Origin of the sequence: Clavibacter michiganensis subsp. tessellarius (genome assembly GCF_021922985.1) — a bacterium.
GTDB lineage: Bacteria > Actinomycetota > Actinomycetes > Actinomycetales > Microbacteriaceae > Clavibacter > Clavibacter tessellarius.
Genome location: NZ_CP040788.1, coordinates 528,413 through 549,745 on the forward strand (window position 1 = coordinate 528,413; position 21,333 = coordinate 549,745).

21 protein-coding genes and 1 other RNA gene are annotated in these 21,333 nt (G+C 72.7%); 15 read left to right on the plus strand and 7 right to left on the minus strand.

Annotated features, from left to right (window positions below):
- Positions 1-38: 38 nt before the first annotated feature.
- Genes FGG90_RS02395 through FGG90_RS02425 form a run of 7 tightly spaced genes read left to right on the plus strand, consistent with a single transcriptional unit; the run spans position 39 to position 4,677 of the window.
- The gene (locus tag FGG90_RS02395) at positions 39-1,274 is read left to right on the plus strand and encodes a CpaF family protein (RefSeq protein WP_094130790.1); all 1,236 of its coding nucleotides are present in this window, start codon (positions 39-41) and stop codon (positions 1,272-1,274) included.
- Positions 1,271-2,134 (plus strand): type II secretion system F family protein, encoded by an 864-nt coding sequence (locus FGG90_RS02400; protein ID WP_094130788.1) that lies wholly within the window; start codon positions 1,271-1,273, stop codon positions 2,132-2,134. The genes FGG90_RS02395 and FGG90_RS02400 overlap by 4 nt, the downstream gene beginning before the upstream one ends.
- Positions 2,131-3,081 (plus strand): type II secretion system F family protein, encoded by a 951-nt coding sequence (locus tag FGG90_RS02405; protein ID WP_094130785.1) that lies wholly within the window; start codon positions 2,131-2,133, stop codon positions 3,079-3,081. Before FGG90_RS02400 ends, FGG90_RS02405 begins: the two co-directional genes overlap by 4 nt.
- Positions 3,082-3,115: 34 nt before the next feature.
- Positions 3,116-3,307, plus strand: a complete 192-nt coding sequence (locus tag FGG90_RS02410) for a hypothetical protein (protein ID WP_094130783.1) — start codon at positions 3,116-3,118, stop codon at positions 3,305-3,307.
- Positions 3,307-3,684 carry a TadE/TadG family type IV pilus assembly protein gene (locus FGG90_RS02415; protein WP_094130781.1) on the plus strand — a complete coding sequence of 126 codons (378 nt, stop codon included), beginning with the start codon at positions 3,307-3,309 and terminating at the stop codon, positions 3,682-3,684. The genes FGG90_RS02410 and FGG90_RS02415 overlap by 1 nt, the downstream gene beginning before the upstream one ends.
- Complete coding sequence (locus FGG90_RS02420) at positions 3,659-4,114, plus strand: hypothetical protein (RefSeq protein ID WP_094130779.1); 456 nt, start codon at positions 3,659-3,661, stop codon at positions 4,112-4,114. Before FGG90_RS02415 ends, FGG90_RS02420 begins: the two co-directional genes overlap by 26 nt.
- Entirely contained in the window at positions 4,111-4,677 is a 567-nt protein-coding gene (locus tag FGG90_RS02425; protein ID WP_237583496.1) for a pilus assembly protein TadG-related protein, read from the plus strand. Before FGG90_RS02420 ends, FGG90_RS02425 begins: the two co-directional genes overlap by 4 nt.
- Before the next feature lie 79 nt (positions 4,678-4,756).
- Here the strand turns inward: FGG90_RS02425 and FGG90_RS02430 are convergent, their stop codons facing one another.
- Positions 4,757-6,064 (minus strand): MFS transporter, encoded by a 1,308-nt coding sequence (locus tag FGG90_RS02430; RefSeq protein ID WP_094130777.1) that lies wholly within the window; start codon positions 6,062-6,064, stop codon positions 4,757-4,759.
- Positions 6,065-6,130: 66 nt separating this feature from the next.
- Between FGG90_RS02430 and prfB the strand changes: the two genes are divergently transcribed.
- The 5 genes from prfB (at position 6,131) to ssrA (ending at position 11,026) form a co-directional block, all read left to right on the plus strand.
- Positions 6,131-7,234, plus strand: a complete 1,104-nt coding sequence (gene prfB, locus FGG90_RS02435; protein WP_094130775.1) for a peptide chain release factor 2 — start codon at positions 6,131-6,133, stop codon at positions 7,232-7,234.
- Between the two features lie 75 nt (positions 7,235-7,309).
- A complete protein-coding gene (ftsE, locus tag FGG90_RS02440) occupies positions 7,310-9,046 on the plus strand; it encodes a cell division ATP-binding protein FtsE (RefSeq protein WP_094130773.1) in 1,737 nt (578 codons plus the stop codon).
- Positions 9,043-9,960, plus strand: coding sequence for a permease-like cell division protein FtsX (gene ftsX / locus FGG90_RS02445; RefSeq protein WP_086516081.1), 918 nt, complete (start codon positions 9,043-9,045; stop codon positions 9,958-9,960). The genes ftsE and ftsX overlap by 4 nt, the downstream gene beginning before the upstream one ends.
- Before the next feature lie 66 nt (positions 9,961-10,026).
- The gene (gene smpB, locus FGG90_RS02450; RefSeq protein ID WP_086516082.1) at positions 10,027-10,503 is read left to right on the plus strand and encodes an SsrA-binding protein SmpB; all 477 of its coding nucleotides are present in this window, start codon (positions 10,027-10,029) and stop codon (positions 10,501-10,503) included.
- A 147-nt stretch (positions 10,504-10,650) separates the two neighbouring features.
- Positions 10,651-11,026, plus strand: a transfer-messenger RNA (tmRNA) gene (gene ssrA / locus FGG90_RS02455).
- 99 nt (positions 11,027-11,125) lie between these two features.
- On the opposite strand, the gene FGG90_RS02460 is transcribed toward ssrA, so the two are convergent.
- Genes FGG90_RS02460 through FGG90_RS02470 form a run of 3 tightly spaced genes read right to left on the minus strand, consistent with a single transcriptional unit; the run spans position 11,126 to position 15,047 of the window.
- On the minus strand, positions 11,126-12,937 hold the full coding sequence (locus FGG90_RS02460) for an ABC transporter permease (RefSeq protein WP_094130771.1): 1,812 nt from the start codon (positions 12,935-12,937) through the stop codon (positions 11,126-11,128).
- 2 nt (positions 12,938-12,939) lie between these two features.
- Positions 12,940-13,968 (minus strand): ABC transporter ATP-binding protein, encoded by a 1,029-nt coding sequence (locus FGG90_RS02465; RefSeq protein WP_094130769.1) that lies wholly within the window; start codon positions 13,966-13,968, stop codon positions 12,940-12,942.
- Positions 13,968-15,047 carry an extracellular solute-binding protein gene (locus FGG90_RS02470; protein ID WP_094130767.1) on the minus strand — a complete coding sequence of 360 codons (1,080 nt, stop codon included), beginning with the start codon at positions 15,045-15,047 and terminating at the stop codon, positions 13,968-13,970. The genes FGG90_RS02465 and FGG90_RS02470 overlap by 1 nt, the downstream gene beginning before the upstream one ends.
- A gap of 235 nt (positions 15,048-15,282) precedes the next feature.
- On the opposite strand from FGG90_RS02470, the gene FGG90_RS02475 reads away from it, so the two are divergent.
- Positions 15,283-16,785 carry an MFS transporter gene (locus tag FGG90_RS02475; protein WP_094130765.1) on the plus strand — a complete coding sequence of 501 codons (1,503 nt, stop codon included), beginning with the start codon at positions 15,283-15,285 and terminating at the stop codon, positions 16,783-16,785.
- A 37-nt stretch (positions 16,786-16,822) separates the two neighbouring features.
- On the opposite strand, the gene FGG90_RS02480 is transcribed toward FGG90_RS02475, so the two are convergent.
- Genes FGG90_RS02480 through aroA form a run of 3 tightly spaced genes read right to left on the minus strand, consistent with a single transcriptional unit; the run spans position 16,823 to position 20,187 of the window.
- Positions 16,823-17,635, minus strand: coding sequence for an inositol monophosphatase family protein (locus tag FGG90_RS02480; protein WP_094130763.1), 813 nt, complete (start codon positions 17,633-17,635; stop codon positions 16,823-16,825).
- 36 nt (positions 17,636-17,671) lie between these two features.
- Positions 17,672-18,736 carry a ribosome small subunit-dependent GTPase A gene (gene rsgA, locus FGG90_RS02485; protein WP_094130761.1) on the minus strand — a complete coding sequence of 355 codons (1,065 nt, stop codon included), beginning with the start codon at positions 18,734-18,736 and terminating at the stop codon, positions 17,672-17,674.
- Positions 18,733-20,187: a 3-phosphoshikimate 1-carboxyvinyltransferase gene (aroA, locus tag FGG90_RS02490; protein WP_094130759.1), complete on the minus strand. Its 1,455-nt coding sequence runs from the start codon at positions 20,185-20,187 to the stop codon at positions 18,733-18,735. Before aroA ends, rsgA begins: the two co-directional genes overlap by 4 nt.
- A gap of 130 nt (positions 20,188-20,317) precedes the next feature.
- Between aroA and FGG90_RS02495 the strand changes: the two genes are divergently transcribed.
- A complete protein-coding gene (locus FGG90_RS02495) occupies positions 20,318-21,076 on the plus strand; it encodes a sigma-70 family RNA polymerase sigma factor (protein WP_237583497.1) in 759 nt (252 codons plus the stop codon).
- Positions 21,073-21,315 carry a zf-HC2 domain-containing protein gene (locus tag FGG90_RS02500; protein ID WP_086516090.1) on the plus strand — a complete coding sequence of 81 codons (243 nt, stop codon included), beginning with the start codon at positions 21,073-21,075 and terminating at the stop codon, positions 21,313-21,315. The genes FGG90_RS02495 and FGG90_RS02500 overlap by 4 nt, the downstream gene beginning before the upstream one ends.
- Positions 21,316-21,333: the final 18 nt, after the last annotated feature.

Below are 21,333 nucleotides of genomic sequence, written 5' to 3' on the forward strand. Positions count from 1 at the left end.
GGACGGCCCGTGCGGGATCGGGTCCTGATCAGCATCCTGTGCGGGTGCAGACGCGGACGCCCCTTGACATCATCTCCGGACGGGTGCGGGAGCGCCTCCGCGACGACGGCGCGGTCGCCGAGGCGGCGGGCACCGCGGTGGTCGTGCGCGAGGAGGTCCGGCGGTTCGCGGAGCAGGCGCTCGGGTCCGACGCGCGGCTCCTCGACGACGAGGCGGCGACCGAGCGCGAGGTGCTCGCCCGCATCACCGGCTTCGGCGCGCTGCAGCCCCTCCTCGACGACGACACGATCGAGGAGATCTGGATCAACGCCCCCACGCGCGTGTTCGTGGCACGCACCGGCGTCCCCGAGCTGACGTCGCTCGTCCTCTCCGACGCCGAGGTGCGCGACCTCGTCGAGCGGATGCTGCAGTCCTCGGGCCGTCGGGTGGACCTGTCGACGCCGTTCGTCGACGCGTCGCTGCCCGACGGCTCCCGGCTGCACGTCGTCATCCCCGACGTCACGCGCCGCCACTGGGCCGTCAACATCCGCAAGTTCTCCCGGCGCATCCGCGACCTCGACCACCTCGTGGCCCTCGGCAGCCTCCCACTGCAGGCGGCGGAGTTCCTCCGGATGAGCGTGCGGGCCGGCCTCTCCATCGTCGTGAGCGGGGCGACGCACACCGGCAAGACCACCATGATCGACGCGCTGCTGTCCGCCGCCCGCGCGTCCGACCGCATCGTCACGGTCGAGGAGACGTTCGAGCTGGATCCCGCCGGCCGCGACGTCGTGGCGATGCAGTGCCGGCAGCCGAGCCTCGAGGGCTCCGGCGAGATCACGCTCCGGCGCCTCATCAAGGAGGCGCTGCGGATGCGGCCCGACCGGCTCGTCGTGGGGGAGGTGCGCGAGGCCGAGTGCCTCGACCTCCTCATCGCGCTCAACTCCGGCGTGCCGGGCATGTGCTCCATCCACGCCAACAGCGCCCGCGAGGCCCTCGTGAAGATGTGCACGCTGCCGCTGCTCGCCGGCCGCAACATCGACTCGGCGTTCGTGGTGCCCACGGTCGCGAGCTCCGTCGACCTCGTCGTCCACCTCGAGGTGCGGCCCTCGGGCGCGCGGCGGGTGGTCGAGATCCTGGCGCCCGGCGGCCGTCATTCCGGGATGGTGATCGAGGCCAGCTCGGTCTTCGCGCTGGAGGACGGCGTGCTCACCGCCACGGGCGGCCAGCCCGCCCACCTCGCCAAGTACCACGCCGCGGGGCTCGACCCGCTCCGCGTGCTGGTGGCGGCGCCGTGAGGGTCGCGCTCGGCCTCGCCCTCGGGGCCGGCCTCCTCCTCATGCTCGCGCCACGCCTGTGGCCGTCGCGGCCGGAGGCGCCGGGCGGGCGTCGCGGGGCGGCGGACGCGGTGCACGACCGCCTCACGCACGCCGGCCTCGCCAAGGTCTCCGTCAGCTCCTTCCTCGCCATCTCGGTGCTCGTCGGCCTCGCGGCCGGGGTGCTGGTCGAGGCGCTGCTCCGGATCGACGGCGCGGCGGTCGCGGCGGGGGTCGCGGGCACGGCCCTCCCGTGGATCGCGGTCGGCGCGCGGTCCGCCTCCCGGCGCCGCGCGTACCGTGCCGTCTGGCCCGACGTCGTCGACCACCTCGTGAGCGCGGTGCGCGCCGGGATGGGCCTGCCGGACGCGGTCGCCTCCCTCGCGGAGGCCGGGCCGGCCGTGCTCCGACCGGCCTTCCGCGCGTTCGCCGCGGACAACCGCACCACGGGCAGCTTCGGCGTCGCCCTCGACGAGCTCAAGGCGCGCCTCGCGGATCCCACGGCCGACCGCATCCTCGAGACCCTCCGCATGGCCAGGGAGGTCGGCGGCACCGAGCTGCCCGACGTGCTCCGCGGCCTCGCCCGCTTCCTGCGGGAGGAGGCCGCCATCCGCAGCGAGGCGGAGGCGCGGCAGTCGTGGGTCGTCAACGCGGCGAAGCTCGGCGTGGCCGCGCCGTGGATCATCCTGGCGCTCCTCTCCACCCGCTCGGAGGCGGCCGCGGCGTACGACACCCCCACGGGGACGGTCGTCATCGTGGTCGGCCTCGCCGTCTCCGCCGTGGCCTACCGGGTGATGCTCGCCCTCGGCCGCCTCCCCGAGGACCGGAGGTGGTTCGCGTGACGGGCGTCGAGTCGTGGGGCGCGGTGCTCGGGCTCGTCGCTGGCCTCGGCCTGTGGAGCATGCTCGGCGCGGTGCCGCGGCTGCGGCGGGCGCGACTGCTCGACCGCGTCGCGCCGCACGTGCTGGACGTCTCGGACGGGGCGCGGCGGCACCTCGCGCTCACCACCGTGCATCCGCTCCCGGTGCTCGGCACGCTCGGCGCGCCGGCGGTCGTGCCGCTGCGGCGGGGGCTGTCGCGCGTGCTCGGCGGCACCGAGCGCATCGAGCGGCTGCTGTCGCAGTCCGGATCGGCGGACGACGTGGAGCGTCACCGCTCCCGGCAGCTGGTCGGCCTGGTCCTGGGCGCCGCCGTCGGCGCGCTGACCGCGGCGGTCGTCGGCGGGGCGGCGCTGCTCGCGGGGACCCTGCCGCAGGCCCAGCTGGTCGTCGTCCCGATCGTGGGCGGCATCACGGGGCTCGTCCTCTGCGACACCGCGCTCGAGCGGCGGGCGAAGCGTCGCCTCATCCGCATCTCGGCCGAGCTGCCGACCGTCCTGGAGTTCCTGGCGCTCAGCCTCGCCGCGGGCGAGGGCCTGCTCGACGCGCTCCGCCGCGTGGCGCGCGTCGGATCCGGCGAGCTGGCCGCGGAGCTCGGGCGCGTGGTCGGCGACGTGGGGACGGGCATCCCGGTCGCCCGGGCCTTCGACGACCTCGCGCGCCGACTCGCCCTCCCCGCGGTGTCGCGCCTGGTCGACCAGCTGGCCGGCTCGCTCGAGCGGGGCACGCCGCTCGCGGAGGTGCTCCGCGCCCAGGCGCAGGACGCGCGCGAGGTCGCCAAGCGCGAGCTCCTCGAGAGCGCCGGTCGCAAGGAGGTGGGGATGCTCGTGCCCCTGGTGTTCCTGATCCTCCCGCTCACCATCGTCTTCGCCCTCTTCCCGGGCGTCTTCGTGCTGCAGCTCGGGCTGTAGCGCACCACCACCCCCACCGATCGAGAGGCATGACATGACCCGTCCCCACGCAGGCAGCGACACGACGACGCGCGTCGGCGACCTGGCCGACGACCGCGGCGACGTGCCGGGCTGGGTGCTCATCACCCTGATGACCGCCGGGCTCGTCGTCCTCCTGTGGAGCGTCGCCGGGCCGCTGCTGCAGAACGTCTTCACCCAGGCCATCGACCGGGTCACGTCCTTCTGATGCGCGACGACCGCGGCTCGGCCCCGGCCGAGTTCGTCATGGTCGGCGCGCTCCTGGTCGTGCTCGCCCTGTCGGTCGTGCAGCTCGCCCTCGCGCTGCACGTGCGCACGACCGTGCTCGACGCCGCCGCCGAGGGGGCGCGGGTCGCGGCGCTCGCCGGCTCGACGCGGGCGCAGGGGGTGGAACGGACGCACGACCTCATCGCCGCGGCCGTCGGCGAGCGGTACGCGGGGGACGTGACCGCGGCGACCGGCACCGTGCTCGGCCACCCGGTGGTCAGCGTCACCGTGCGCACCACGCTCCCGCTGCTCGGCCTCCTCGGCGTCGACCGCGGGCTGGAGGTGACCGGGCATGCGGCCGTGGAGCGCCTGGGCTGACGACCGCGGGTCGGCCGCGCTGGAGTTCATCACCGCCGGGGTGCTGCTGCTCGTGCCGCTCGTCTACCTCGTGCTCGCCCTGTCGGCGATCCAGGGCGCGGCGCTCGCGACGGAGGGAGCGGCGCGGCAGGCGGCGCGCGTGTACGTGCGGGCCGACGACGACGCGGCGGGGCGCCGGGAGGCTGAGGCAGCGGTCGACGTGGCGCTCGCCGACCAGGGCGTCCCTCCCACGGGCATCGCCCTCGACATCACGTGCACGCCGGATCCGCGCTCATGCCACGTCCCGCGCTCCCTGGTGCACGTGTCCGTGCGCGTGTCAGCCGACCTGCCGCTCGCACCGCCGGTCGTGGGACCGGACGCGCCGGGGGCCGTGGTCGTCGCCGGAGCGGCGGACGAGCGCGTGTCGGTCTTCACCCGGAGCGCGCCGTGAACCGCCGGGTCCACGACCGCTGGGCCCGCCACCGCCGGGTCGCGAGGATCACGCCTGCGCACGCAGCCGCGAGCGCGACCGGCGACGACGAGGGCTCCATCCTGCTGCTCGTGATCGCGGCGTGCGCCCTCGGTCTCGCCGTGATCCTCATGGTCTCCGCCGCATCGTCCCTGTACCTCGAGCGCGTGCGGCTCTCCGACCTCGCGGACGCCGCCGCGCTCGCCGGAGCCGAGTCCTTCGACGTCGACGGGCCCGTCGACCCGGCGGCCCTCGACGCGCCGGCCGGCGGGGTGCCGCATCCGGTGCTGACGGACGCCGGGGTGGCCGACACGGTGACGCGCTTCCTCGCCGAGGAGCCGACGACCGGCCTGCACGACCTGCGCGTCGACGGCGCCACCACGCCCGACGGCCGCAGCGCCCGCGTCACCCTGTCGAGCACGTGGATCCCGCCCGTCGCCTCCCTGCTCGTGCCGGACGGGGTCCGCATCGACGTGACGAGCACGGCCCGCGGCGTCCTGGTCGGGCCGGGCGCGGCGACGCCGGGACCGGTGGGAGGCGGCTGAGCCGCCTCCCACTCACGCGTCGGGTCAGCGGCTCGCGGTGCTCCCGACGACGTCGCGGTGCCGACGCGACCGGTCGCCGTCAGCGCGCGGGCCGCGGCTTCCGCGGGACGTACCGCGGCACGTACCGCACGAGGATCCCGGCGCCGATGAGGCCGAGCACCCCCATCACGCCGCTGGCGACGGCGAGCGACGCGGCGGAGGTGAGCGCGGCGATGAGGAGCGGGGACGCGGCGCTGCCGGCGTCGCCCGTGAAGCGCCAGGCGCCGAGGAAGGGAGCGGGGTCCTCGCGCGGGGCGAGGTCGGCGCCGAGGGTCATGAGGATCCCCGATCCCACGCCGTTCGCGACCGACATGAACATGGCCACGCCGATGAACCACTGCACGCTCGTCGGCAGGTCGGGCGTGAGCGCGAGCACGAGGTAGCCGATCCCGAGCCCGACCATCGACGGCACGGCGCTCCAGAGGCGGCCGAAGCGGTCCATGATCTGGCCGCTCGCGTAGAAGAGCGCGAAGTCCACGCCACCGGCGATGCCGATGATGAGCGCCGTGTTCGCGTCCGAGATGCCGATGCTCACGGCCCACAGGGGGAGGAGCACGCCGCGGCCCGCGCGCATCGCGCCGATGAGGGCCGCGCCGGATCCGAGCTTCACCAGCACGCCCTTGAAGCGCCAGAGGGTGCGCGCGAGGCCGGCCGACTCGCGGGCCGGGGGAGCGGTGCCCGCGGCGGCCGCGACCGACTCGTCGTCCTGCGGCTCGCCGGCCGTCGCGGGCGCGGCGCTCTGCAGGTCGGCCGCGCGGTTGCGCCGCACGACGTCCATCGGGTCGGGCAGGACGAGCAGCGTCACGGCGGCGGCGAGGCACGCGACGATGTGGATGACGAACGCGGACTGCGACGCCCCGGTCAGGTGGATCACGCCGGCCGCGAGGAACGGCCCGACGAAGTACCCGGCGCGGAACGTGCCGCCGAGCGTCGACAGGGCCCGGGCGCGGAACGCCTGCGGCACGAAGCTCGTCATGAACGCGTGCCGGGCGAGCGCGAACACGGCCGTCGAGACGCCGATGAGGAAGACGCCCACGCCCAGCACGAGCGGGTTCGGCGCGAGGAGGCACAGCACCAGGCCGCCGATGGAGACGAAGGCCGCGCCGATCATCGCGGTCCGCTCGCCGATGCGGCTCACCACGGATCCGCTCGGGATGTCGCCCACGAGCTCGCCGAGCATGATCATGCCGCCGATGAACGCGGCTATCGCGAGCGAGGCGCCGAGGCTGCCCGCGACGATCGGGATGATGGGGATGATCGCCCCCTCGCCGATGGAGAAGAGGAGCGCGGGGAGCAGCGCCGGGAGCGCCACCGCGCGGAGGGAGAAGGGGGTCTCGGGGCTGGACATCGCCCCCGAGCCTACGCGCGGGCGGCCGGGGTCCCGGCCGGGCCTGCCGGTAGGCTGGGCGGCACCATGATCGACCAGGACTTCTCTTCGCGGATCACAGAATTGCGCGACACCTACTCCAACATCCGCTCGGTCGTCGGCGTCGAGCGCCTGCAGCAGGAGGTCGAGGAGCTGAGCGCCCAGGCGGGCGAGCCCGACCTCTGGGACGACACGGAGAAGGCCCAGAAGGTCACGAGCGACCTGAGCCACCGGCAGTCCGAGCTCGCCCGGATCGACGAGCTGCAGCGCCGCCTCGACGACCTCGACGTGCTCGTCGAGATGGCCAAGGACGACGAGGAGTCCGCCGAGGAGGCGGTCGTCGAGCTCGACGGCATCACCAAGATCATGGACGAGCTCGAGGTGCAGACGCTCCTCAACGGCGAGTTCGACCCGCGCCCCGCCGTCGTCACCATCCGCGCGGGCGCCGGCGGCGTCGACGCCGCCGACTTCGCCGAGATGCTCATGCGCATGTACCTGCGCTGGGCCGAGCAGCACGACTACTCCGCCACCGTGCTCGACACCTCCTACGCGGAGGAGGCGGGCATCAAGTCGGCGACCTTCGAGATCGACGCGCCCTACGCCTTCGGCACGCTCTCGGTCGAGGCCGGCACGCACCGCCTCGTGCGGATGAGCCCCTTCAACTCCGCGGGCAAGCGCCAGACGTCGTTCGCCGCCGTCGAGGTCGTGCCGCTCATCGAGCAGACCGAGTCGATCGAGATCCCCGAGAACGACATGCGGGTCGACGTGTTCCGCTCCTCCGGCCCCGGCGGCCAGTCCGTCAACACGACGGACTCGGCGGTGCGCATCACCCACCTGCCCACCGGGATCGTCGTCACCTGCCAGAACGAGAAGAGCCAGATCCAGAACCGCGCCGCCGCCCTCCGGGTGCTGCAGTCGCGCCTGCTCCTCGTGCAGCGCGAGCAGGAGGCGGCCACCAAGAAGGAGCTCGCCGGCAACATCACGGCGAGCTGGGGCGACCAGATGCGCAGCTACGTGCTCGCGCCGTACCAGATGGTCAAGGACCTCCGCACGGAGCACGAGGTGAACAACCCGTCGAACGTGTTCGACGGCGACCTCGACGGCTTCATCTCCGCGGGCATCCGCTGGCGCAAGTCGCCCGACCGCGCCTGAGAGAGTCCGGGGGACCGCCCGCCGCGGTGAGTCGATGCGGCGTTCGGAGGGTCTGGTGCCTAGGGTCGTACCGACATGATCAGGTTCGACCACGTATCCAAGGTGTATCCCGGCAACCCCCGACCGGCGCTGAGCTCCGTCGACCTCGAGATCCTCCGGGGGGAGTTCGTCTTCCTCGTCGGCGCGTCCGGGTCCGGCAAGTCCAGCTTCCTGCGTCTCGTGCTCAAGGAGGACCGGCCCACGCAAGGGACGATCCACGTCCTGGGCCAGCAGCTGAACCAGCTGTCGAGCCGCAAGGTCCCCTACTACCGGCGGAGCCTGGGGGTGGTGTTCCAGGACTTCCGCCTGCTGCCGAACAAGTCCGTGTTCGACAACGTGGCCTTCACCCTCCAGGTGATCGGCAAGTCCCGCGGCTTCATCCAGGAGGCCGTCCCCGACGTCCTCAACATGGTGGGCCTCAAGGGCAAGGAGCAGCGGCTCCCGCACGAGCTCTCCGGCGGCGAGCAGCAGCGCGTCGCGATCGCGCGCGCCGTGGTCAACAAGCCCGCCGTGCTCCTCGCGGACGAGCCCACCGGCAACCTGGACCCGCTGACGAGCGCGGGCATCATGCAGGTGCTCGAGCGGATCAACGCCAACGGCACGACGGTCATCATGGCCACGCACGACTCCGGCATCGTCGACCAGATGCAGAAGCGCGTCATCGAGCTCATCGGCGGCGAGGTCGTCCGCGACGAGCTCGGCGGCCAGTACCAGACCTCTGCGATCGACCTGCCGCGCACGGCCGAGAACGCGGTCGGCGTGAACCCCGAGCACCCGCCCGTCGCGGCGCCCACGCCCGTGTTCGTGCCGGCGGCGCCGCTTCCCGCACCCGTGCGCCCGACCGCGCCCGCCGCTCCCGCCACCGCGGCGGAGCGGCGCGAGCAGGCGCGTCGCGACAAGCAGCGCCGCGCCGACGAGAAGGCGCGCGCCAAGGAGGAGGCGACCCGCGAGGCCGCGGCCGCCAAGGCCGCGCGCAAGGCGCCGAAGGAGAAGGCGCCCGCTGCGGCGCCCGCCGCCGCCGCGCCCGCGGTCGCCCCGGCGCCCGCCGCGGCACCGGTCCCCGAGGCCGCAGGGGAGGCCCCCGCGACGACGGAGCCCGCCGCGCCCCTCGTCCCCGCCGCGTCGCCCGTCCGCGAGTCGACGACGCCCCGTCCCGACCGCGACGCCGCACGGACGTCCACGTCCACGTCCACGCCCTCGGCCTTCGCGGAGGCGGCCCGCGTGGATCCGCTGCCCGCGCCCGCCGCGGAGCCCGCGCCCGCCGCGGCGCCGTCGTCCTCCGGGTCCCGTCCCGGCGACGGCGAGCCCGCCTCGCGTCCGGCCGACGCCACCCCCGCGGCGGACGACCGTCGCGAGTCCGCGCCGCGGGAGACCGCGCGTCCCGACGCCGGGACCGCGCGCCGACCCGGGGAGGAGCAGGCGCCGTCCCGAGCCGTCCCCGTGGTGCGAGAACCCGCCGACGAGCCCGTGCGGGAGTCCGCTCCGGTCGACGACGCGCCGCCGTCCGCCTCGGCGCCGCGGGCGCCCAGCCGCCGCAACGGCGGGGGAGCGGCACCCGCCGCCCCCAGCACCGGATCCATCCGCCGCCTGCCGGAGGGGACGGGCGTGATCCGCCTCCCCGACCTGTCCGACGGGCAGGGCGGCACCGCGCCCGCCGACGGGCGCGACGACGCCGAGCTCGCCGAGCTCGGCCTTGCCGAGAAGCTGGGGCTCCGCGCCCGCGGCGAGTCGCCGGACGACACCGGCGCACAGGATGTGGGGCCCACACGATGAGACTCGGACTCGTCCTCTCCGAGGTCGGCCACGGCCTCCGTCGGAACGTCAGCATGGTCGTCTCGGTCGTGCTCGTCACCTTCATCTCCCTCACGTTCGTGGGCGCCGCCGTGCTGCTGCAGATGCAGATCGGCCAGATGAAGAACTACTGGTACGACCGCGCCCAGGTCGCCATCGACTTCTGCACCGACACGTCGGTGCCGAGCGAGACCTGCGTCAACGGCAAGGCCACCCAGGAGCAGATCGACGCGGTGAAGGAGCGGCTCGACAGCGAGACGCTCGCCCCGTTCATCGACAAGTACTACTTCGAGGACCAGGACACGGCGTACAAGAACTTCCAGGAGCAGTTCAAGGGCGATCCCGTCACCGAGCTGGTGCAGCCGGAGTTCCTCAACGAGGCGTTCTGGGTGAACCTCAAGGACCCGTCGAAGTCCGACATCCTCAGCGACAGCCTCTCCGGGCTCGCGGGCGTGGAGAACGTGACGGACCAACGGCAGTACCTCGACCAGATCTTCTCGATCCTCAACGCCGCCAGCCTCACCGCGGTCGGCATCGCCGGGCTCATGCTCGTGGCCGCCGCGCTCCTGATCGCCACCACCATCCGGCTGTCCGCGTTCTCGCGGAGACGGGAGCTGGGCATCATGAGGCTGGTCGGGGCGTCGAACCGCTTCATCCAGACCCCGTTCATCCTCGAGGGCGTGTTCGCGGCGCTCATCGGGAGCGTGCTCGCCAGCGCGGCGACGGTGGCGCTCGTGAAGTTCTTCGTGCAGGGGTTCCTGAGCTCGAGGCTCACGTCGATATCCCTGGTGAACATGGACGACGCGCTGCTGGTGGTGCCGATCCTGCTCGCGGTCGGCGTCGTCCTCTCGGCGGTGTCGGCGAACTTCGCGATCAGCAGGTACCTCCGGATCTGATCCTCCGGTAGACTGATGGGCTGCCCGGATCCGGGCGCATCCACCTGAACCATCGAGGAGTCCACCGTGCCCAGGGAACGTGGCGAGAAGGTGGTGGCGACCAACCGCAAGGCGCGCCACGACTACACCATCGAGTCGACCTACGAGGCGGGCCTCGTGCTCACGGGCACCGAGGTCAAGTCGCTCCGTCAGGGGCGGGCGTCGCTCGTCGACGGCTACGCGTTCGTCGACGCCGGCGAGGCGTGGCTCGACGCGGTGCACATCCCCGAGTACAACCAGGGCACCTGGAACAACCACCCGGTCAGGCGGAAGCGCAAGCTCCTCCTGCACAAGGAGCAGATCCTCAAGATCCACTCCAAGGTGAAGGAGGGCGGCTACACGGTCGTCCCCCTGCAGCTCTACTTCGTCGACGGCCGCGCCAAGGTGGAGCTCGCCGTCGCGAAGGGCAAGAAGGAGTACGACAAGCGCCAGACGCTCCGTGAGCGCCAGGACAAGCGGGAGGCGGACCGCGCCATGTCCTCGCACCGCCGGCTCGGCGAGTAGGCGCGCACCGGTCCTCCCGGTGGTGCGGCCGGCTCGCGTCGGCTATCATTGAGGGCTGGCCGGGGTTCGCTCCGGCCGACGTTTGACAACTCGACAGCGTGGAACATGCGACCCGGCTCGGGCACCGACAGGTGCACGGTCGTGCATGGGGATGATCGGTTTCGACATTGCCTGCAAAACTGCGAGAAGCGGGTCGAGGATGCAGGGTCAGCTCGTAAACGATCTCTGCAAACTACAACTGCCGAAAACAAGCAGTCGTCCTTCGCTCTCGCTGCCTAAGCGAGCGAACTAACAGGACCGTCGACCCGGGGATGCTCTCTATCCGGTAAGTCGGCGTCAGAAAAGGGAGCTCGCTGCGCGGTCGTGCCTCAGGGCCGCGCGGGACTCGAACTGAGGCTGGGCCCGTCGGATCAGACGCCAGGAGCAAGTTCCGGGGCCGAGCAGGACGTCTTTCCTGGATACACCCGTAGAAGGCGCAGGCTTACAGCAGTGGACCGGGGTTCGATTCCCCGCATCTCCACCATCGCGTCGCATGTCCCACGCTCGTCGAGGACCGGATCCGTCCGGTCGACGCGAAGGCCCCGTCCACCCGGACGGGGCCTTCGTCGTCCGGGGAGCCGGATCAGCCCAGGGGTGCGCGGGGTGTCGCGGGCGCGGGAGCCCCCGGGTCGCTCGTCGCGAGGGCCGGAGCCGTGGTCCCCACCGCGGGCGACACCGTGCGGCCGCGACGTCGCCTCCGTCCGCCCGAGCGCCCGTACACGAGGTACATCGTGAGCCCCATGATGACCATGAGCAGCACCGTGTAGACGAACGTGATGCCCATGGAGTCGAGGTTCGCCTCGCCCTCCGTGCTCGCCTTGATGGCGATGCCGAGCGGCTCGTACAGCGGCTGATAGAGGAAGACCGCGGCGTCGTAGTCGTCGAGCAGGCTGTTGAAATTGAGCGCCGTGATGGCGGCGACCGTGGGGATCACGAGCGGCACCAGCACCCGCCGGAACGTCGTGAGCGACTTCGCGCCGAGGATCCGCGCCGCGTCCTCGAGCGACTGCGGCACGCTCGCGAACGCCGCCTTCAGCAGGCGCAGGGTGAACGGCACCTTGACGATGATGTAGGCCAGGAGCAGCAGCCAGGTCGTCCCCGTGAGCACCTGGCCGCCGATCAGCGGCTGCGGCCGGTCGAACGTCTGCAGCAGCGCGAGCGCGATGAGGATGGTCGGCAGGATCCACGGAATGTGCAGCAGGTACTCGAGCGTCGCGGTGACCCAGTTGCGGTTGCGCTGGATCATGCGCGCGACGAACAGGAGGCCTGCCACGACGATCACGGCGGCCAGCGCGCTGTAGACGAGGCTCACGATGAAGGGCCGGAGCACGTCGGGGGAGCCGAGGACGGTCGCGTAGTTCCGCAGCGTGAACGAGTCCCACGTGATGGTGCCCGTCTGCACGCTCTTCGAGTCGAGGAACGAGAACAGCACGATGAGGATCACCGGCAGCGAGTAGACCACGAACAGCGCGTACGCGACGACGTGCACGACGCCGTTCACCATCGGGTTCCGGATGCGCTGCTTCTGCAGCGGCGTCGCGACCTTCGCCACCGAGAAGTACACGCCCGACTTCTCGACGCGGTTCATGATCGCGAGCAGCACGATCGTCGCGACGCCCAGCACGATCGCGAGGAGCGCCGCGAGGTCGCGCGAGCTCGTGCTCTTGGAGAACGTGACGATCATGGGCGCCACCGTCTGGAAGCCCGTGCCGCCGAGCACCAGGGGAGCGGTGAGCGCCCCGAGGCCGGTGAGGAACGTGAGCACGGTGACCGCGAAGATCATGGGCCGCAGGGCCGGCAGCACGATGCGGAAGAGGATGCGCCCGTTGCCCGCGCCCATGCTCCGGGCCGCCTCGATGGTCTGGTGGTCGATCGCCGCGAGCGACGAGCGGAGGAAGAGCATGTGGTTCGTGGTGGTGGCGAAGGTCATCACGATGACGACCGCGAAGTAGCCCGAGAACCAGTCGGGGTCGAGGTCGGGGAACGCGCGCTGCGCGAGGGCCGTGACGAACCCGTGGCGCCCGTAGATGAAGTCGTAGCCGGCCGCCAGCACGATGCCGCCGTAGATGAGCGTAGTGGCGTAGCCCAGCCAGAGCACGCGGGATCCGCGCACCACGAAGTACTCGGTGACCAGCACGATGAAGATGCCGACCACGTTGACGGTGACGGCCAGGGTCACCGCGAGGAGCAGGCTGTTGCCGACGCTGCGCATGGCCCGGTCGGAGCTCACGAGCTTCTCGAGGGCGCCGCCGCTGAAGGACCCGTCGGGGAAGAACGTCGTGACGAGCAGGTTGGCGTTGGGGAGCACCAGGAACGTGACGACGAACCAGAGCGCGGCGATGAGCACCACGACGCCGAGCGGGGAGCGCAGCAGGGCGCGGACGGGGGTGCGCACGGCTACGACCGGTACTGCAGGATCGCGGCCGGGTCGATGCCCACGACGACCTCGGCGCCGGGCGCGAGCGGCGGGGCGCCCGTCTCGGCGACGAGCGCCTCGACCGCGTCGTCCCCGAGGTCGACCCGGTACGTGCTGTGGGGCCCGTGGTACGTGCGCTCGGCGACGACGCCGTCGAGGTGGATGCGACGGGAGCGCGAGGGCGTTGCGTCCCGCGGATCCACCGACACGCGCTCACGCCGCACGTACGCACGGCCCGAGGCGTCGAGGTCGGTCGCCCCCGCGTCGCGCAGGCGGGCGACCGTGCGGGGGCCGAGCGCGTTGATGGCGCCGACGAAGGTGGCGACGAACTCGGTGGCCGAGCGGTCGTAGATGTCCTCCGGGGTGCCGACCTGCTCGATCCGCCCCGCGTCGAAGACGGCGATGCGGTCGCTCATGGTGAGCGCCTCCTCCTGGTCGTGCGTGACGTACACGGTCGTGATGCCCAGGCGGGACTGCAGGCCCTTCAGCTGGTCGCGCAGCTGCACGCGGAGCTTCGCGTCGAGGTTGGAGAGCGGCTCGTCGAGCAGGAGGATCCGCGGCTCGAGCACGAGCGCCCGCGCGATGGCGACGCGCTGCTGCTGACCGCCGGAGAGCTCCGCCACGTTCTTGTCGAGCTGCGCCTCGCTCAGCTCGACCTGGTCGGCCATGGCGCGCACGAGCCGGTCGGTCTCGGCCTTGCCCGCCTTCCGCACCGTGAGGCCGAACGCGATGTTCTGCCGCACCGACATGCTCGGGAAGAGCGCGTAGTTCTGGAACACCATGCCCACGCGGCGCTTCTCGCTCGGCAGCCGCGTGGCGACCTGGCCGTCGATGACGATGTCGCCGCGGCTCGGGTCGACGAAGCCGGCGAGGGTCCGCAGTGCCGTCGTCTTGCCGCAGCCGGACGGCCCGAGGAGCGTGAAGAACTCGCCCTCGTGGATCTCGAGGTCGAGCCCAGGGATCGCCACCTGGTCGCCGAAGCGCACCTCGACGTCGTCGAAGCGGATCATCAGGGCAGGTACTCCAGCTCGGTCTTCTCGACCCAGTCGGCGATGTGCTCGCGCACGAAGCCGTAGTCGACGTCCTGCTTGTCGAGCGACTCGATGAGCTCCTTCACGGCAGGCAGCGCCTTCTCGCGCGCGGTCGTGTTGACGGGATAGCTCGAGAACTTCTCCGCGAACGCGCCCTGGACGTCGGCGCTGCCGAACCAGTCGATGAACGCGCGGGCGCGCTCCTCCTTCTTCGTGCCGGCGATCTCGGCGATCTGCTCGGTGACGAACGGGACGCCGGCCTTCGCGGGCACGATCTCGGTGGTCGTGCCGTACTGCGCGTCGCGCGCCGCGATGCCGCTCGAGGGGAGCGTGCCGAACGCGACCTCGCCGCGGGAGAGGCGGGCGTAGAGGTCCGTGCCCTCGACCGCGGGGGATCCGTTCGCGAAGTAGTCCTTCACGACCTGCCAGCCGGCGTCGCTGATGCCGAGGTCGCCGTCCGGGTCCTCGTAGGGCGCGAGGAGGCCCGCGAGGATGAGCTGCGGGGTCGCCTCGCCGAGGCGCGTGTTCACCTCGTACTTCCCCTCGTACTTCGACGAGTAGAGGTCCGTGACGTCCTTCGGCACGTCGCCGCCCGAGGTCTGCTTCGCGTCGTGCACGGTGACGATCGCCTGCTCCACGAGCGGCCAGTACGCGCCGTCGGCGGGGTCGCCCGCGGCCTGGTCGACCTCGTCCGACCACGCGGGCGTGTAGGCGGTGATGGCGTCCTCCGCCTTGAGGTCCTCGAAGTACATGTTGTTGAGGCCGAACACCACGTCCCCGACGGGGTTGTTCTTCTCGGCCACGATGCGGTTCGCGAGGTCGGCGCCGCCGAGGCCCACGATCTGGATGTCGAAGCCCGCCTTCGCCGCCTCGACCGTGACCCAGTCGCCGCGGCCGTCGCCGTTGGAGTTCGTGTAGACGATGAGGGTGTCGCCCGAGGCGGGGGAGGCGCCGGGCTCCGCGCTGCCGCCGCCCGACGACCCGCATCCGGCGAGGGCGAGCCCGGCCGCGACGACGGCGGCGATCGAGGCGGGGAGACGGCGGGCGCGGTTCTTCATGGTGTCCTCTCGGAGGGAGCACGGCGGCGTGCTCGCGGGCGGCGCCGATCCGGCGCGAAGTCCTCACCCTAGGAGCGGGATCCACGGCGGCCCGGCCCCGCGATCGCTGTTGGCGCGCTGTTCAGCGCAGGGACACCCCGGACGATTCCCTCAGGTGAGGAGCAAGCTGGTCGGGGCGCGTCGCGCCGCTCGCGGGAGCGGGAATACATAGCACGTGCATTGGATTCGATACCTCATGACCGGACGCACCACCGCGGAGACCCCCTCGACCACCAGCCCCGCCGACGACGATCGCGACCGCACGCGCTGGCAGGCCTTCTGGGTCTGCGTGGGCGTCGCGGCCCTGACGATCCTCGACCTCTCGAAGGTCAACGTCGGGCTGCCGTCGATCGAGGAGTCGCTGGGCGCCGGATCCACCGACCTGCAGCTCATCGTCGCCGGCTACGCGCTCGCGTTCGGGCTGGCGCTGGTGCCGGCCGGCCGCCTCGGCGACATCCGCAGCCGCCGCCTCATGTTCGTGATCGGCCTCAGCGCCTTCACGCTCGCGAGCCTGCTCTGCGCCCTCGCGCCCGACGTGAACACGCTCGTGGTCGCGCGGATCCTGCAGGGCGTCGCCGCGGGCATCCAGATGCCGCAGGTGCTCGGCCTCATCCAGCAGCTCTTCCAGGGCGAGGAGCGGGCGCGCGCATTCGGCCTGTTCGGCGCCGTCGTGGGCGTCTCGACGGCGTTCGGCCCGACCGTGGGCGGCCTGCTGATCCAGCTCGGCGGCCCGGAGGACGGCTGGCGGCTGCTCTTCTGGATGAACATCCCGCTCGGCATCGCGGCCATCCTCTTCGCGCTCAAGCTCCTGCCCCGGCGTCAGGCGCGGCCGGAGGGGAAGGTGGGCCTGGACCCCGTCGGCATCGTGCTCCTCGCGGTCGCGACGTTCTCGCTCATGCTGCCGTTCGTGCTCACGACCGGCGGACCCGACGACGACCCGCGCCGCTGGCTCTCGCTGGCGGTCGCCGTGGTCGCGGCCGCGCTCTTCGTGGCCTGGGAGCACCGCTACGCGTCGCAGGGCAAGTCGCCCGTCGTGCACTTCGCGCTGTTCCGGCTGTCGTCGTACCGCAACGGCATCCTCATCGCGACGGCCTACTTCGCCGCGATCCCCGCGGTGTTCCTGCTCACGACGCTCTACCTGCAGCAGGGCCTCGGCCTCGCCCCCGTGTTCGCGGGCATGGTCGGCATCCCGTTCGCCCTGTCCTCGGCCGTGACGGCGTGGATCGGCGGGCGCCTCGTGTCGCGCCTCGGCCGGCAGCTGGTGGTGATCGGCCTCGCGGTCGTCGTGGTCGGGATCACGCTCCTGCTGCTCGCGGCCGTGCTCACGCCGCGCGAGGTCACCCCGTGGGCCATGGCCGCGGCCATGCTCGTGGCGGGCGTCGGCGCGGGCTTCGTCATCTCGCCGAACCAGACCCTGACGCTCGCGGAGATCCCGGTCACCGAGGGCGGCGTCGCCGGGTCCATGGCGCAGGTCGGCCAGCGCGTGGGGACCGCCGTGGGCGTCGCGGCCGCGTCGGCCACGTTCTTCAGCACGCTCTACGCGGAGGCGGCGGGCGGATCCGACGCCAGCCTCGCCGTGTACCACGACGGCTTCCGCAACGGCTTCCTCGTCACGATCTCGCTGGTGGCGGTCGCGCTCCTGCTCGGGCTCGTGGACCTCGGGCAGCGCCGCCGCCGTCAGCGGGCCGCGACCGCCTGACCTCGTCGGGTTGGGCGCGCCCGCTCCGGATCCGGCGTCAGCGCGCGACGACCCCCAGCACGGCGTCGTGCAGGTGGCCGTTCGTCGCGAGCGCCGACCCGTGCCACGGGCCGGCCTCGCCGTCGATCGAGGTGAAGCGGCCGCCCGCCTCCTCGATCACGGGGATGAGCGCGGCCATGTCGTAGGGCTTGAGGTCGTGCTCGCCCGCGATGTCGAGGAGGCCCTCGGCCAGCAGCATGTAGGCCCACATGTCGCCGAAGTCGCGCGAGCGCTTGACCCGGCCGGACAGGTCGAGGAGCTCCTCGAGCCGGTCGGCGTCGCGCCAGCGTTGCACGCCGGCGACGCTCATGGAGGCGTCCTCGAGCCGGGCGACGTCCGAGACGCGGATGCGCCGCTCCTGGGAGGTGGTGGCCTGCCCGAGCGTGTCGTCGACGTAGGCGCCGAGGCCCGTCGCGCCCCACCAGCGGCGGCCGAGCGCGGGCGCGCTCACGACGCCGACCACGGGGACGCCGTCGACCGCCAGCGCGATGAGGGTGCCCCACACGGGCACGCCGCGCGCGAAGTTCGAGGTGCCGTCGATCGGATCGACGATCCACTGCCTCGACGACGAGCCGGACGTGCCGTACTCCTCGCCGAGGACGCTGTCGTGCGGGCGGCTGTCCGCGATGCCCGCCCGGATCGCGCGCTCGACGGACATGTCGGCGTCGGTGACCCAGCTGGAGTCCGCCTTCGTCTCGACGGCGAGGTCCGCGGAGCGGAAGCGGTCGAGCGAGATGGCGTCGGCCATGTCGGCCAGCTCCCTCGCGAGCCGCAGGTCGGACGACAGGGAGTGCAGGGGTTCGGAGGCCACGGGGTCGAGCCTAGCGAGCGGCCCGGCGCCGCCCGATCACTCCCCCTTGACGGCGTCCGAGCGGTTGGACACGAGGTGCTGCAGGGAGTGGAGGCGCTCGCGCCCGGCGTCGCCGAGCTCGCCGGCCTCGACGCGGTCGACGATCTCCCAGTCGTGCGCCTCCGTGAGCGGGATGCCGCCCGGCGGCTCGCCCTCGGGCAGGTGCGCGTAGCTGGCGAACGAGCGGAGGATGTTGGCCGGATCCACGTGGCCGAGCCCGAAGGACCGCACGCCCGGGGTGTCGATGATCCAGCCGTGGCCGCCGTCGCTCGTCTCGACGCGCATGGACACCGTCGAGCTCGAGGTGTGCCGCCCACGGCCGGTGACCTGGTTGACGACGCCGGTGGCGCGCTTCGCGTCGGGCACGAGCGCGTTGACGAGCGTGGACTTGCCGACGCCCGAGTGGCCGACGGCGACGGTCGTGCGGTCGGCCAGCAGCGCGCGCAGCTCGTCGAGCGGGACGTCGTCCGAGCGGCTGAGCACGATCGGCACGTCGAGCACGCGGAAGTGGGCGGCGAAGGGCGCGGGATCGGCGACGTCGGCCTTCGTGATGCAGAGGATCGGCTGGATCCCCGCGTCGAAGGCCGCGACGAGGTAGCGGTCGACGAGGCGGGCCCGCGGCTCCGGCTCCGCGGCCGCGACCACGATGAGCATCTGGTCGGCGTTGGCCACGATGACCCGCTCGACGGCGTCGGAGTCGTCGGCGCTGCGGCGCAGCAGCGTGCGGCGCGGCGCGATGCGGACGATCCGCGACAGGCTGCCCTCGTCGCCCGACGTGTCGCCCACGATGTCGACGCGGTCGTTGGTGACCACGGCCTTCTTGCCGAGCTCCCGGGCGCGCGTGGCCGTCAGCGTGTGCTCGTCGGGCGTGTCCTCGCCGACCAGCACGCCGAAGCGGCCGCGGTCGACCGTGAGCACGCGCCCCTCGACCGCGTCCACGTGGCCCGGTCGCTGCTTGCTGCGCGGCTTGTTGCCCTTGGGGTTCGGCCGCACGCGCACGGAGGACTCGTCGTAGGCGTCCCAGACGCCGTCGTCCTGCTCGGGATCCGCGAGCCAGCTCACAGGATCCCGCCGAGGCCGCCCGGGCCGGTCACGCCGCCGAGCGCCAGCGGGTCGACGGCGGCGCGCGGGGCGCGGCCGAGGAGCGCGCCCAGCCACAGCTCGGGGAACTGGGGGAGCGTCTTCGCGGTCGTGCCGATGTCGTCGATCTCGACGCCCGGCACCGCGAGCCCGATGATCGCGCCCGCCGTCGCCATGCGGTGGTCCTCGTACGCGCGCCAGGGGCCGCCGTGCAGGGGAGCGGGTGCGATGGTGAGGCCGTCCTCGAGCTCCGTGACGGATCCGCCGAGCCCGGTGATCTCGGCCGCCAGCGCCGCGAGCCGGTCCGTCTCGTGCCCGCGGAGGTGCCCGATGCCCGTGATGCGGCTGGGCCCGTCGGCCAGGGCCGCGAGCGCCACGAGCGCGGGGGCCAGCTCGCCGCCGCGGCTGAGGTCGAGGTCGACGCCGGGGATGCGCCCGCCCGCGGCCAGGCCCGGTCCGCCGTCGACGACGAGCGCGCCGCCCTCGCGCGTGACCGTGGCGCCGAAGCGCGGCAGCAGCTCGATGAGGTCGGCGCCGACCTGCGTGGTCTCCGCGGGCCAGCCGGGGATCGTCACGCGGCCGCCGGCGACGAGCGCGGCGACGAGGAAGGGCGCGGCGTTGGACAGGTCGGGCTCGATGGCGACCTCGCGGCCGCCGATGGCGGACGGCGGAACCACCCAGAGGCCGGGCTCCGGGCTGTCGACGACGACGCCGCGCTCGGCGAGCGTGCGGATCGTCATCGCGATGTGCGGCATGCTCGGCAGCGTCGCGCCCGTGTGCCGGAGCCGCAGCCCCTCGGTGAAGCGCGGCGCCGCGAGGAGGAGGCCGGAGACGAACTGGCTGGAGGCGGACGCGTCGATGCCGATGTCGCCGCCGGGCACCGCGCCGGTGCCGTAGAGGCTGAAGGGGAGGGCGCGGCGGCCGTCGTCGTTGACGTCGACGCCGAGGGCCCGGAGCGCCTCGATGGTGCCCGACATGGGCCGGCGGCGCGCGCTCGGGTCGCCGTCGAAGGAGACGGGGCCGAGGGCGAGCGCGGCGACGGGCGGCAGGAAGCGCATCACGGTGCCGGCCAGGCCGCACTCGATCGTGACGCCACCCGCGAGCTCCGCCGGCGTGATCCGGAGGTCCGGACCGAAGGCGCCGTCGCCCTCGACCTCCTCGACGACCGTGCCGAGCGACCGGAGCGCCTCGATCATCAGCCGGGTGTCGCGCGAGTGCAGCGGCGCGCGGAGCACCGACGGCGCGTCCGCGAGGGCGGAGAGGACGAGCTCGCGGTTGGTGAGGCTCTTGGATCCCGGCAGCGGCACGGTCGCGTCGAGCGGGCCGTCCGCGACGGGCGCGGCCCACGGCCCGTCGTCCTCGGGGACCGGCTGGTGGGTCCGGTCGTCGTCGTACGGGCTGAAGGTCGGACCGGAATACCTGAAGATCTCCATGGGTTCACCAGAGTACCGGGCACGCGTCCGGCAGGCCCGGATCCCGGGCCGGGAAGGAACACCCGTGATCACGAGGACAGCACCGGCGGCCCCGTCCGACGAGCTCGTGCGCGCCGTAGAATCTGCCTTGATGGCCAATTCGAGGAACACCAGTCACGACGCGTCGGCCGAGACCGCGGAGGGCGACGCGCCCACCGCGTCGACCGCGCCCGCCCAGCTCGTGGAGGCCGTCGTGCAGTCCACCGAGGAGGCGGCCGACCAGCAGGAGGCCGAGCGGGCCGAGGCCGAGGAGCCGCGCAAGGCCCAGCCCGGCGACAACCGCGAGCTCTTCGAGGAGCAGGCTCTGCCGTTCATCGACCAGCTCTACGCCGCGGGACTCCGCATGACGCGCAACCCCGCCGACGCGCAGGACCTCGTGCAGGAGACGTTCGTGAAGGCGTACACCGCCTTCCACCAGTTCAAGCAGGGCACGAACCTCAAGGCCTGGCTGTACCGGATCCTCACGAACACCTTCATCAACAACTACCGCAAGAAGCAGCGGGACCCCTACAACGGCACCATCGACGAGCTCGAGGACTGGCAGCTGGGCGGGGCCACCTCCGCCACCGCGACCACCACGCGCTCGGCCGAGGCGGAGGCCATCGACCACCTGCCGGACAGCACCGTCAAGGACGCGCTGCAGTCCATCCCGGAGGACTTCCGCATGGCGGTCTACTTCGCGGACGTCGAGGGCTTCTCCTACCAGGAGATCGCCGACATCATGAAGACCCCCGTGGGCACCGTCATGAGCCGCCTGCACCGCGGCCGCCGGATGCTTCGGGGCCTCCTTTCCGACTACGCGCGCGAGCGGGGCATCTCGACCGCGCATCTCACTGGAGCGACCAAATGAGCGACTGCGGCTGCGACAAGGCCAAGAAGGATCTCGAGGAGTACCTGCACCACGAGCTCGACAAGGCGGATGCCGCCGACATCCGCGAGCACATGGCGAACTGCGCCGACTGCGCGCGCGAGCACCGCGTGGGCGTCGTCCTGCGCGACACCGTCCGCCGCGCATGCACCGAGGCGGCCCCGGAGGACCTCCGCACGCAGGTGATGGACAAGCTCCGCGCCATCCAGGCCACCCACTGAGCCGCGCGGTCGCGCGCG